This window comes from Paraburkholderia azotifigens, assembly GCF_007995085.1.
Classification (GTDB): Bacteria; Pseudomonadota; Gammaproteobacteria; order Burkholderiales; family Burkholderiaceae; genus Paraburkholderia; species Paraburkholderia azotifigens.
Genome location: NZ_VOQS01000003.1, coordinates 1259213 through 1271396 on the forward strand (window position 1 = coordinate 1259213; position 12184 = coordinate 1271396).

Sequence of the window (12184 nt, forward strand, 5' to 3'; positions counted from 1 at the left end):
ACGCAACCGTGCGAACGGATCGGACGCGACGATCACCGCAAGCCCGCCGACGCCGTTCATAATCGCAACAACGCGATCCATCGCATGCAGCGGAAGGCGTCAATGAACGATTCGAACCTGGACTGGAGCGACGTGCGCATCTTCCTCGCGATCGCCCGCTGCGGCACGCTGGGCGCGGCTGCGCGCCAACTCGGCCAGACCCAGCCGACGATGGGCAGGCGGCTGCGCGCGCTCGAAGAAGCCCTCGGTCACACGCTCTTTCAGCGCACGGCCGAAGGCTTCGTGCTCACCGACGAAGGTCACGCCGTGTTGATCTACGCCGAGCGCATGGAAGAAGAAGCGCACGCGTTCATGCGTTCGCTTGCGGGCAGCGAGCAGCAATTGTCGGGCAGCTTGCGCGTGTCGTCGTCGGACTGGTACGGCATCCATGTGCTGACGCCCGTGTTCGCCGGGTTTCTCGCGCGTCATCCGCAGATGTCGATCGAGCTGATTACCGATTCGCGGCGCTACAACCTCGCGCGCCGCGAAGCCGATCTGGTGTTTCGCATCACGCCGTTCGACGAGTCGGACGTCATCCAGCGCAAGCTGATGCACATGGATTACGCGCTGTACGGACGCATCGATCTCGTCGCGCCCGTGCGCGGCGACGGCGCGGGCCAGTCGCTGATCACGATGGATAGCGCGTTCGGCGAACTGCCCGACGTCGCGTGGATCCGGCACATGCTGCCGAACGCGCACATTGCGTACGCCAGCAACAACCGCGGCGTGCAGGCGCGCATGTGCGCGGAAGGCGGCGGTTTCGCGGTGCTGCCGTGCCCGCTCGGCGACAACACGCCGGGACTGCGGCGCATCGATCTCGGCGAAACGCCGCCCGGCCGCGACGTATGGCTCGGCTACCACCGCGACCTGAAACGTCTCGCACGTCTGCGTGCCTTGCTCGATGTGGTGATCGAGCGCCTCGCTAACGTGTGAGCCAATACAGCTTCATCAATCGATCTCGACGACGATCTTGCCCCGTGCGGTGCGTTCCGTGATCGCGTCGTACGCACGTTCGGCCGAAGCGAGATCGAAGCGGCGCGGATCGAGATGCGGCGTCAGCTTGCCTTGCTCGGCAAGACGCGTCGCCTCGGCCAGCATCTCGCCGTGATGCGCGCGATGCTTGCCGGTGAGCAGTGGATGCAGCGTAAACACACCGGAATACGTGGCCTCGCGAAACGACAGCGGCGCGAGCGCGTGCGTACCCCAGCCGAGCGCGCTCACGACGTGACCGAAATGTTTGACGGCGGCGAATGACGCATCGAGCGTCGCCCCGCCAACCGTATCGACGACGAGATCGAAACCATCGCCTGCTGTCTGTTCGAAAACGTACTGTTCGACGGTGCGCGCCGCGTAATCGATCGGCGTCGCGCCGAAGCGCGCGACGAGATCCTGATCGCGCGCGCTTGCCGTCGCGAAGACCTGCGCGCCGAGCGCGCGAGCCAGCTGCACCGACACATGCCCGACGCCGCCCGCGCCGCCTTGCACGAGCACGGTTTGACCGGCCTGCAGACGCGCGCGGTCGACGATTCCCGCATACGACGTGATGAACGCGAGCGGCAGCGCGGCGGCTTCGCGCATCGACAGATTCGACGGCTTGTGCGCGAGCAGTTGAGCGTCGACGGAAGCATATTGCGCGAGCGAACCCTGAATACCGCCGACGCCGCCCGTCATCCCATACACCTCGTCGCCGGCCTTGAAGCGCGTCACGTCCGCACCGACCGCGACGACCACGCCCGCGAGATCGATGCCGAGCACGAGCGGCAGCGGATGACGCGCGTGCGCCGCGTTCCCTGCACGAATCTTCGTGTCGAGCGGATTAAGGCCGCTGGCCTTGATCTGTACGAGCACTTCGCCGCGCGCGGGCTCGGGAATGGGCAGCGTCGTCGGTTCGAGCGGACCTTTGTACTGGCTGAGAACGAGGGCTTGCATGGACATGATGAACTCCGGCAGAAGATGGATGCAGTTGACAGAAGACATCATCGGCGAATGCAGAAGCCCGGTAAATCAACGATTTAGCACGACGCCCAAACGTAAATGCATGGCGGCGTATACCTGGGTATGCGAATGGAAGCCGGCAAGAACACAGGCAGCACAGGCTAAAGGTGAGAACCTGCGGGAGTGAGCGGAAAGCGTCGAGGAGGCGCACCGCCGGCCGCCGCAGACCCTTGCTGGATAAGGCTCCGCGGGCAGGCTCAAAAAGCTGGCGAGGCGCGGAGCGCGCTCAATGGTGAGGCTTTGCGGGAGCCAGGAAAAGTGACATCGCAGCGCATCGCACGGCTCACCTTTAGCGCGCGCCTGCTTACATCAGACAAGACCGGCGATGTTGCGGCCGTCGCGATGCGAGAGCACATCGGCGAGCCGTTCCATCGAAACGGGCTTCGTCAGGTGATAGTCGAAGCCGGCGGCGAGCGCGCGCGACTTGTCGGATTCCGATGAGTAGCCAGTCAATGCGATCAGGAACATGTGCGTGAGCGCCTCGTTCGATCGGATCGTGCGCGCTACTTCGAAGCCATCCATTTCCGGCATGCCGATATCGATGATGCCGACTTCCGGTAACTCTTTCGCCGCGAGCTTCACGGCGTCGCGTCCGCTACGCGCGACGATCACCTGATGACCTTCCAGTTCCAGCAGCAGATGCAGCGCGTCCAGCGCGTCGACGTTGTCGTCGACGAGCATGATGCGGCTCGGCGCGGCGCTGATTGCGGTCACCGGATCGTGTGCGCTCCGCGGCTCGCAATCGAGTATCGGCAGTTGCAGCGTGACGCGCGTGCCGTGACCGACGCCCTGGCTGTCGAGCGCAATCGTGCCGTCGTGCAGTTCGATGAGCCGCTTCGCGACCGCGAGGCCGATGCCGAGTCCGCCTTCCGAGCGGTGCATGTTGGCCTGCGACTGCGCGAACAGCTCGAATACGTGGTCGAGTGCTTCGCGGCTCATGCCGACGCCGTTGTCCTCGATGACGATCGACACCATGCCGCCAGGCTCCGCGTCGTCCGTCTCGCCGCCGGCGTCCAGCCGCACGCGCAGCTTCAGCGTGCCGCCGACGGGCGTGTACTTCGCCGCGTTCGACAGCAGATTGCCGACCACCTGGCTCAGGCGCACATGATCGGCGCGCACGTAAACGGGCAGATCGAGCCCCTCGATTTCGAGCCGATGCTTGCGCGCGTCGATGTGATGCTTGAGCGCGGTAATCGCGTCGTAGACGATCTCGTTCAGCGAAGTGCGGCTGTACTTGATTGCGAGCTTGCCGTGCCGCAGACGCGCGGCATCGAGCAGATCGTCGACGAGCGTGCGCAACTGGCGCATCTGCCGTTGCGCGATGGCGAGCACGTCGGTGGCCTGGTCTTCGCCTGCGCAAAGCAGCTTGAGCGCGGCGATCGAACTGTCGATGGGCGCCATCGGATTGCGCAGTTCATGCCCGAGCATCGCGATGAATTCGTCGCGCCGGTGTGCCGCGTCTTCCAGCGCGCGCCGCGCCTGTTGCGCGGCGGCCGCTTCCGCTTCGGCGGCCTGTTGCGCGTCGAGCAGCGTGAGCGCGGCGCCTGCGAGCACGGCGAGATTGCCGAGCAGGCGCACGTCTTCGCGATCGAAGCGATGCTCGTCGTGCGACGCGACCCAGATCGCGCCCAGCTGCTTCGAGTCCTGGCCGCGGATCGGAATAGGCGTGATGATGCCTTCCGTCATGACGGCGCCTGCATCGCGCAAACTCTTGAAGAACGTGTGCGGCTCGACGAACAGTTGCGGCGCGCCGAGTTCGAGCGTCATGCCGCACGGACATTCGGCCCACGCGGTCGTTTTGCCTTCGAACCCCGCGCACGCACCGGCGACCGCGCGCCAGCGGAACACGGCGTTGCCTTTTGCGCTGGTTTCGAGCAGGCTGATGCCTGCGCTGCCCGCACGGCAGGCGGTGAGCGCCGCATCGGCGATGGCTTGCAGCAAGGTGTCGCGGCGGCCCGTTTGCGCGCCGGCTACGGTGACGAGGGTGTGGACTTCGGCTGCGTGATCCGGCGTGCGGGCCGGTCGGTCTTTCAGGTCGTCGGTGCGCAATACGCCCGCCCGGCGGGCGCTTTCGATGCCGTCGCTCATGGTGTCGATCAAGTGTGGTGTGCAACGTTCCCCGCGTGTCTGCAGTGTCTGCAATTGGCAGGCCGACCGTTATCAAAGAAGTATAGGCGTTGCATTCATATGATCGCGCCGGATTTTGCGGCGCCGGTATTGGTACGTTCCCTGCGTGTCAATCAGGCTCAGTCTTGTGGAGGAAAGCGATGAACCAGCAAACAGCTTATGAAGGCGGATGCGCGTGCGGCGCGGTGCGTTTTCGCGCGCGCGGTGCGCCGGGTCGCGTGGGAATGTGTCACTGCATGACGTGTCGGCGCGTGCACGGATCGGCATTCGGTTCGTACGCGATTTTCAATCGCGACGAAGTCACGCTGTCGGGCAACACGCGCGAATGGCGAAGCTCGGAGCATGGCAGGCGTCACTTCTGCCCTCTGTGCGGGTCGGTGGCGTTCATGGTCTACACGAACCGCGACGAGATCGCCGTGCCGATCGGCGCGTTCGATCAGCCGGGGTTGTTCGAGCCCGCGTATGAACTGTGGTGCAAGCGCAAGGAGCCCTGGTTGCCGAAGGGCGTGCGCCGGGAATACGACGAGGAGCGCGAGCACTGACTTGTACGCGCTGGGAAAACGCGGGCCTTGACGTGCGTTCCTTGACGTTCGTTACGTGCGTCGCTGTCGGAACGGGCGGCGTCCGGCATACGGCCCGCGTCGCTTGCAGCCGCTATTGATGATGCTTCTTCGGAATCTTCGCGCCTGACTTGCGCGCCTGATTCAACGCGATCGCGACGGACTGCTTCTGCGATTTGCCTGCCTTCTTTTCGGTCTTGATGTTGTGACCGATGGTTTGCTTCGATGTGCCTCGCTTCAGTGGCATGTCGATCTCCTTTCCAGGGCGCATGACGTTGCGCCGCGACGAATCGCGGGCGACGTACGACGTATATCGAAACGAGCATGCGCCGTTCCCGCAGCCTTCTTCTTCGTGAGCACAACGATTGAACCCGCTTGGCGTTTGCGTTTCGCGCCTGCATGAAGTGTCCGGAGAAAAGCGGTACGTCGCTTGCTGAAAGGTTGTCTGGCACGGTGAATCCAGGAGCCTCTTGTGAACACGGTTTCGATCGCGCGCAGCGCGACGGCGGCAATTTTTGCCGCCGCAGCGGGCGTCGGCTATGGGCAGACGGGCTGGCATCCCGCTACGCAGAGCGACACGGCGGCGCCCGGCGCGACATCGGGCGAACTCAAAACGCCGCAGCCGCGCCAGTCGTCGGCGCCCGGCATGTCCGGCGCGGCGGCATCGGACCCCGGCATTCCGGACACGGGCCGCACGCGCAGCCTCCAGGGCGCGCACGGCACGCACAGCAACGGCAAGCCCGCCACGAAGCGCAACACGGGCGAAGGCAACGTCCATTGACGTTCGCCGTCCACCGCATTCGTCCGCGTTCGATGCGCGAGCGGATGCGCCATTTCAATCTGCATGTCGGCAAAAACGCCGGGTCCGGCATGCACAGCACGGGAGTTGCAAGATGACAAGGCCACGGATGATTTTCCCGAAAGTGCGCAATGCTGTGGCCTCGAAACCCGAGTCGCAGAACGACTATCAGATCTACGCAACCTACCGCCGCACGACGGAGGGTTCGTATATGGGACAGCTAAAGGTCGTGCGCAAGACGGATGGCCGTCTGCTGTTTCCGTTCACTGGCGCGCCCGACATCGGCCCGTACACCGACGGCGATCAGGCACGCGAAGCCGCGCATCGTCACGGCGAAACGATCGTGCAGTCGGATCTCGACAATCCCGAGCCGTAAAGCGGTCGCCCTTCGACTTGCAGTTCACCGGCAACTTCCTGCTACCGCTGCCTATAATCGCGAACGGACAACGGAGGCAGGCGATGAAGCATAAGAGCGCAATGGTGATCGGCGTCGGCGCCGAACCCGGTCTCGGTGCGGCGCTGTGCAGGAAGATCGCCGCAAACGGCTATCACGTGTATGTCGCGGGGCGCACGCAGGCGAAACTCGATACGGTGACGGACGGCATTGTGTCGCGCGGCGGATCGGCTGAATCGTTTGCGATGGACGGCACGTCCGAAGCCGACATCATGCGTCTGTTCGACAAGGCGATGTCTCCACCCGACGATATCGACGTACCTTCGCTCGTCGTCTACAACGTCGGCAATAACCGGCATGTGCCGTTTCGCGACCTGACGGAAGCGCAGATGCAGGACTTCTTGCGCTCTGGGCCGATCGGCGGATTCCTGGTCGGACGCGAAGCTGCGCGGCGTCTCGCGCCGCTCGGCAGGGGCACGGTGATCTTCACGGGCGCATCGGCGAGTCTGCGCGGCAAGCCGGGTTTCGCGCATTTTTCGGCGGCGAAAGCCGGGTTGCGGATGGTCGCGCAAAGCATGGCGCGCGAGTTCGGGCCGCTTGGGCTGCATGTCGCGCATGTGGTGATCGACGGCGGCATCGACGGCGAGCGCCTGCACAGTTCGCGCCCGCAGGCCGCCGCCGAGCGTGGTGAAAACGGGCTGCTGAACGTCGACGCCATCGCCGACGCATACTGGCAGCTTCATCTCCAGCATCCGTCCGCATGGACGCACGAAATCGATCTGCGTCCTTTCAAGGAATCGTTCTGAAGGCTGTATTCGGCGTGTGAAATCAGCCCGCGCCCATGCGGCTTTGGTCGACGAACGTCTCTGTCGCGTCGTCGATCTTGCGGCCTTTGCGTCCCGTCGGACCATGCACGTAGAGCACCTTGACGCTGCTTTGTTCGGGCCGTTGCGCGGGCGGCGGCGTCATCTCGTAGCGCACTTCGCGCGCGTGATCGCCCAGTTGCAGATTCGGATTGAACACCGAGTTGAAGCGCCACAGCATGCGCACGAAGTTCGTCTGTCCGCGCAACAGAAGCGAAGCCGCTTCACCTGCCGCGCGATACAGCGCGCCCCAGCCGAGATGCTTGCGATTAAGCACCTGTTGCGTGCGCACCAGTTCGCCGTAAAACTCGGGCAAGGGCAGTTTCGTCGGCAGCACGGCATGCTGGATGTCGTAGAGCCGGTAATCGAGGCTCGTCAGACTGCGCTGTTCACGCAACCAGATTTCGGTGCCCGGATAGGGCGTGTTCACGCTGATGTTCACGATCTCGGGAATCTCCAGGCACCATTGCCGGATCGTTTCGAAACGCTCGTGATCCCAGTCGGGGTCGGCGATCAGATTGACCGCGACCGTGATGCCTAACGAGCGTGCAAAGGCGAGCGCCTCGAAATTCTTGTCGAGATTGACGCGCTTGCGAAACGCCTTGAGTCCTTCGGCGTCGATCGCTTCGAGACCGATGAACATGTATTGCAGGCCGAGCTTGCGCCAGTACTCGAACACTTCCTTGTTACGCAGCAGCACGTCGCCGCGTGTCTCGAGGTAGTACTTCTTGTGGATGCCGCGCCGCTCCACTTCGCGGCCGATCGCCATGCCGTGATCGGCGTGCACGAAGGCGACGTCGTCGACGATAAACACGCCCGGCTCACGGATCGACGCCAGTTCGTCAGCGACGACTTCGGGGCTGCGCGAACGGTAGCTGCGTCCATAGAAGGTCCATGCGCTGCAGAACGTGCAGTCCCACGGGCAGCCGCGCGCAAATTCGATCGACGCGCACGGATCCAGCACGCCGATGAAGTATTTGCGCCGATGCCGCAGCAGATCGCGCGCGGGGCGAATCTGATCGAGGCTTTCGGTAAAGCCGGGCGGTGGCCCTTCGCCGTCGCGCGTGACGACGCCGGGAATGTGCAGCAGATTCTCTTTGCCCGCAATCGCCGCGAGCAGTTCGACGATCTTTGCTTCGCCTTCGCCCTTCATCACGCAATCGATCGCGCCGTCTGCATGCCTCAGCATGTCGCTCGCGGTGAATGACGCGCTGTGTCCGCCGACGAACACGAAGCAGCCCGGCAACTGCGCCTTGATCGCCTTCGACAGATCGATGATTTCGGGAATGTTGGCGAGATAGTTGCCGGAGAAACACACGACGTCGGGGCGCCATGTTCGGACGAGATTGTGCAGAGCGCGATGGGATTCGACCTGCAGGTCGATCAGGCGGATATCGTGGCCGGCATCGCGTATCACGGCGGCGACGGTCTCGAGTCCGAGCGGCTCGAGCCGCAGATACACGCGGGTGTACATCAGGCCACTGGGGTGAACAGCGAGCACCTTCATGAGATCTCCTTGCGTCGGAAGGGCGCGCTTGCGTGGCTAGACGCGGCGTGCCGGGCTTTCGTGCTGGTATCCCTGGTACGGTTCGACTGCTGAGCCTGTGCGTCCTGCCGGACCTCACCGCGATGGGCTCGATCCGATTCTACTTGTCATCGGACAGGCTTGCGCGCTGGCGGGCGCGTCATGCAAAGGTGAGGGTTTTCGGGAGATGTTGGAGCCGCATGTATGAGGGCGCCGCACCGCATTGCAGCATGCAGGCTGACGCATGCGGCAAGCGCTCACTGCGCCGGATGGCGCCAGTCGTCCCAGCGGTCGCGCAGGCGCAGCGCGAGGCGCTTCCACGGTGGATCGGCGAATAGGATCAGCGCGCCGAGCGCGAGGCATCCGCAGACGAGAAACGTGCCGCGATAGCCGAGCCCCGCCACCAGCACGCCCGACAGCACGCCCGACAGAATCGAGCCGACGCGCGACGCGTTGAAGAACAGCGCCGTCGCCGCGCCCGGCGATCGCGGCATCAGATCCTGCATGAACGTCATGCCGAGACACGACGTCACGGCCACGACGAACGCGTTGAAGGCCTGCATCGGAATCAGTACGTTGACGGTGCCCGACGCCGCAACGGCGACGAAATACACGACGTGCACCGCTGCGCACGCAGCCAGCCAGTTCAGCTTGTTGAGCGTGGAGCCGCGAGCGCCGAGCGCGAGCATCATCGGGATTTCGAGGAACGCGCCGAGGCCGAGCATGATCGACACATCGAGCCGCGTGCCCTTCAGTCCATGCACGACATAAAGCGGCAGCACGATCATCGTTGCGTTCGCCGCGAGGCCGATCAGCGTCAGCGCGACGACGGAGCGCCAGATCTGCCGCTGCGTGCCGGGCGCATGAGGTGGAGAAGGCGGCGGAGGTTCGGCGGGTTCGGTGACGGTTGTCACTTCGAGCGACGACGCGGGGTCGCCCGCATAATGCGCGGGTGCGCTGTGCGGATCGCCTGAGGGCGACTCGCGCATGCGCCACACGACCACGCCGCACGCCGCGAAGCACGCGGCGGCGAACAGAAAGAGCCCATAAAAGCCCGCGCCCGCGAGCACCAGCGCGCCGACGGAAGGCCCGAACACCCACGCCATCGACAGCACTGTGCGCAACGTCGCGAGCGCAAAGGCGCGTTCGGCTTCGCCGTGGACGGGCAGCGCCGCGCGCCCGAACGAAAACACCAGCGACATCGCCGAGCCGCCCGCACCGAGAAACGCGACGCCGATTGCGAGCAGCGCCGGATAGTTGCGCACGAAACAAAGCAGCAAAAAGCCGAGCGCTGCGGCGATCAATGCCGCGAGCAACAGTCCGCGATGATGCCCGTGCTTATCGGACCACTTACCTGCCCACGCGCTCGCGACTACGCCGCTCGCCGCGATCAGCGTCATGAACAGACCCAGCTGCAACGGCGACATGCCCGCCTGTTCGACGCCGAACAGCGACAGATACGGCGCGGTGAACGACATCGCGATGCCTAGCATCAGTGTCGCGCTGGCCAGCGGCGTGAAGGAATGAATGCGCGTGAGACTGGCGAAGCGGGAGTTCATCGAGGGCGCGTGTTCGAACTGTGGGATGCGTGCGCGAGTGAAGTAGCAGCGCACGGAACAGGCATTGTCGAACGCAATGCGCATTGCGCGCAACGCAGTTTCGTCATGTTCTGCAAAGAATGCTCGCCGCATTCGCGAAAACGTGAGAAGCCCGCTTTGCATCAAGGGCAAGCAAAGCGAGACCACGTGCAGCGCCTAGACTGATCGGCTTATCACGCGGGAAGCTTTGACCAATGGCGACTCTCAAAGACTCGATCGAATCCTACATATTGGCGAAGGACGGCAACCGTCCGCATCTGCTGACGGATTCGTTCGCGCAGGATGCTTCGCTGGCGATGACCGTGAAGACAAACGCAATCGCGTTTCCGCAAGAAACACAGGGACGTGACGCGATTGCATCGGTACTGGTGAGCGATTTCGCGTTGAAGTACGAGAACGTGTACACGTTTTGCGTCGGCGCGATGCCTGCCGATGGCCAGCACGAATTTTCGTGCGACTGGCTAGTCTGCATGACGGAGAAGACGACGGGCGCCGCGCGCGTCGGGTATGGTCGTTATGACTGGAGTTGCGAGGCGCGTTTGTCGCAGGTCACACGGTTGCACATCACGATCGAAGAGATGGAAACGCTGCCCGCCCCATTCGCCTGTGGCGTATTGCGGTGGGCGAGCCGTTTGCCGTATCCGTGGTGCGAACGCGAAGCGCTGAACAACGATGCGCCCGACAACGCCACCGTCCAGCGCATCGTTGCGCAACTGACGCGCTGATCAACGCACCAGTTGATCGCCTTCGAGCGCCGCCCGAGCGCCATACGTCCACGCATGATTGCGCGTGCCGTGGCCGATGGGGAAGTCTGCGTAAATCGGCACGTCGTAAGGCTTCAGCAGATCGACGAGCATGTCGTGCAGCGTGAAGTCCGCGTTTTCAGGCAGCGGACAGCGGATGAAATCGCCGAGCACGAACGCACGCGCGCCATCGAACACGCCCGCTTCGCGCAATTGCATGATGCTGCGGTCGATCCGGTAGGCAAGCTCGGTCACGTCTTCGAGCAGCACGATCGCGCCGTCGCAACTCGCTTGCCATTGCGTGCCGGCGAGACTCGCGAGCACCGTGATATTGCCGCCCGCGAGATGCCCGTCGACGCGCCGCGTGTCCGTCGTCGGAACATACAAACGCTGCAGCGGCACGGGCGCAGCGCGTTCTTCGCGCAATTCGGCGAGCATGCTTTCGCGCGATGCGTCGTCGTGTTTCGTCGCGAGTCCGTTCAGCGTCGGACCGTGGATCACGCGCACATTCGGCATGCCGTGCAATGCGCCGAACAAGGCAGTCGCATCCGAAAAGCCTACTAGCGTCTTCGCGCAAGGCACGGTCTCCGGCACGGCACGCAGCGTGTAGACGCTGCCGTAACCGCCGCGCGCCACCCACACGATATCGACGGAAGGATCGGTCAACGCGCGATGCAGATCGGCAGCGCGGTCTTCATGCTTGCCCGCATGATAGCGATAGCGGTCGCGCACATGCGCACCGACCTGCACGCGCAAGCCCCAGCTTTCGAGCAGCGCGATGCTCTGCTCGACATGCGTCATATCCGGCACGCCCGCCGGTGCGACGACCGCAACCGTCTTGCCGTCGAGCTTCATGCGCCCGCCTTCTTCGCCAGCAGCGCGGCCGTGTCGGGCGCGCCCATGCGGCTCGCGGCATCGGCGGCAGAGACACCGTTCGCGTCGCGCGCGTGCGGATCCGCGCCGTGCGCGAGCAGCAGTTCGACCATCTCGGTGCGATTGAACATGGCGGCGATCATCAGCGCCGTGCGTCCATCCGGCGATGCGCCTTCGACATCCGCGCCATGCGCGAGCAGCGTCTGGACGACATCCTTGAAGCCTTTGAAGGCCGCGCCCGCGATGGGCGTCTGTCCGTTGTCGTTGCGCAGGTTCGGGTCCGCGCCGCGTTCGAGCAGCACACGCACGGCGTCGGCGTGACCGTGATACGCGGCAAGCATCACGAGGCTGTCGCCCTTCTCGTTGCGCAGATTCGGCGGTGCGCCTTTCTCGATGACGGCAGCGAGCATGTTCGCTTCGCCGCGCCGGGCCGCGTCGAATATTTCGCGCGCCACTTCGACCAAATCAGGATCGATGTCTTCGGGGCTGCGCCTGTCGTCTGTCATGAAGCTTCTCCGCTGTCGAACAAAGTCCGCCGTGTGCACGGCGCGTCGGGTACAGCAGAGGATACAGGCATTACATGGCTGACGCTGCGCTTGCCCTGGACGCGCATGGCGCTCGCGGGACAGCCGTGAGCGAAGAACAAACTCGCATTGAAGCGCTCAGTC

General features: G+C 64.1%; 14 protein-coding genes. 7 read left to right on the forward strand and 7 right to left on the reverse strand.

Features of this window, described 5'->3' with window-relative positions; all coding sequences use genetic code 11:
• Window positions 1-102: 102 nt before the first annotated feature.
• Complete coding sequence (locus FRZ40_RS22930; protein WP_147235683.1) at window positions 103-972, forward strand: LysR family transcriptional regulator; 870 nt, start codon at window positions 103-105, stop codon at window positions 970-972.
• Window positions 973-987: 15 nt separating this feature from the next.
• Here the strand turns inward: FRZ40_RS22930 and FRZ40_RS22935 are convergent, their stop codons facing one another.
• Window positions 988-1974, reverse strand: coding sequence for a zinc-dependent alcohol dehydrogenase family protein (locus FRZ40_RS22935; RefSeq protein ID WP_147235684.1), 987 nt, complete (start codon window positions 1972-1974; stop codon window positions 988-990).
• Here FRZ40_RS22935 and FRZ40_RS22940 point away from each other — a divergent pair.
• Entirely contained in the window at window positions 1967-2161 is a 195-nt protein-coding gene (locus FRZ40_RS22940; protein ID WP_147235685.1) for a hypothetical protein, read from the forward strand. The genes FRZ40_RS22935 and FRZ40_RS22940 overlap by 8 nt on opposite strands.
• Before the next feature lie 182 nt (window positions 2162-2343).
• Here FRZ40_RS22940 and FRZ40_RS22945 read toward each other — a convergent pair whose 3' ends face one another.
• Entirely contained in the window at window positions 2344-4122 is a 1779-nt protein-coding gene (locus FRZ40_RS22945) for a hybrid sensor histidine kinase/response regulator (RefSeq protein ID WP_147235686.1), read from the reverse strand.
• A gap of 179 nt (window positions 4123-4301) precedes the next feature.
• Here FRZ40_RS22945 and FRZ40_RS22950 point away from each other — a divergent pair, with 179 nt between their 5' ends.
• Complete coding sequence (locus FRZ40_RS22950) at window positions 4302-4703, forward strand: GFA family protein (protein WP_028366818.1); 402 nt, start codon at window positions 4302-4304, stop codon at window positions 4701-4703.
• Window positions 4704-4815: 112 nt separating this feature from the next.
• Here FRZ40_RS22950 and FRZ40_RS44455 read toward each other — a convergent pair whose 3' ends face one another.
• Window positions 4816-4968: a DUF6496 domain-containing protein gene (locus FRZ40_RS44455; RefSeq protein ID WP_167528685.1), complete on the reverse strand. Its 153-nt coding sequence runs from the start codon at window positions 4966-4968 to the stop codon at window positions 4816-4818.
• A 225-nt stretch (window positions 4969-5193) separates the two neighbouring features.
• Here FRZ40_RS44455 and FRZ40_RS22955 point away from each other — a divergent pair, with 225 nt between their 5' ends.
• From FRZ40_RS22955 to FRZ40_RS22965, 3 genes are all read left to right on the forward strand, one after another.
• Window positions 5194-5502, forward strand: coding sequence for a hypothetical protein (locus FRZ40_RS22955; RefSeq protein ID WP_147235687.1), 309 nt, complete (start codon window positions 5194-5196; stop codon window positions 5500-5502).
• A gap of 112 nt (window positions 5503-5614) precedes the next feature.
• Window positions 5615-5896 carry a DUF6723 family protein gene (locus FRZ40_RS22960; protein WP_028366820.1) on the forward strand — a complete coding sequence of 94 codons (282 nt, stop codon included), beginning with the start codon at window positions 5615-5617 and terminating at the stop codon, window positions 5894-5896.
• Between the two features lie 83 nt (window positions 5897-5979).
• Window positions 5980-6720 (forward strand): SDR family NAD(P)-dependent oxidoreductase, encoded by a 741-nt coding sequence (locus FRZ40_RS22965; protein WP_147235688.1) that lies wholly within the window; start codon window positions 5980-5982, stop codon window positions 6718-6720.
• A 22-nt stretch (window positions 6721-6742) separates the two neighbouring features.
• Here FRZ40_RS22965 and hpnR read toward each other — a convergent pair whose 3' ends face one another.
• Together hpnR and FRZ40_RS22975 are read right to left on the reverse strand one after the other, a co-directional pair.
• Entirely contained in the window at window positions 6743-8284 is a 1542-nt protein-coding gene (gene hpnR, locus FRZ40_RS22970; RefSeq protein WP_028366822.1) for a hopanoid C-3 methylase HpnR, read from the reverse strand.
• 275 nt (window positions 8285-8559) lie between these two features.
• Window positions 8560-9861, reverse strand: coding sequence for a sugar efflux transporter (locus FRZ40_RS22975; RefSeq protein WP_147235689.1), 1302 nt, complete (start codon window positions 9859-9861; stop codon window positions 8560-8562).
• 233 nt (window positions 9862-10094) lie between these two features.
• Between FRZ40_RS22975 and FRZ40_RS22980 the strand changes: the two genes are divergently transcribed.
• On the forward strand, window positions 10095-10625 hold the full coding sequence (locus tag FRZ40_RS22980) for a hypothetical protein (protein ID WP_147235690.1): 531 nt from the start codon (window positions 10095-10097) through the stop codon (window positions 10623-10625).
• Here the strand turns inward: FRZ40_RS22980 and FRZ40_RS22985 are convergent, their stop codons facing one another.
• Together FRZ40_RS22985 and FRZ40_RS22990 are read right to left on the reverse strand one after the other, a co-directional pair.
• Window positions 10626-11498, reverse strand: coding sequence for an LD-carboxypeptidase (locus tag FRZ40_RS22985; protein ID WP_147235691.1), 873 nt, complete (start codon window positions 11496-11498; stop codon window positions 10626-10628).
• Window positions 11495-12022 carry an ankyrin repeat domain-containing protein gene (locus FRZ40_RS22990; protein WP_028366826.1) on the reverse strand — a complete coding sequence of 176 codons (528 nt, stop codon included), beginning with the start codon at window positions 12020-12022 and terminating at the stop codon, window positions 11495-11497. Before FRZ40_RS22990 ends, FRZ40_RS22985 begins: the two co-directional genes overlap by 4 nt.
• Between the last annotated feature and the right edge of the window lie 162 nt (window positions 12023-12184).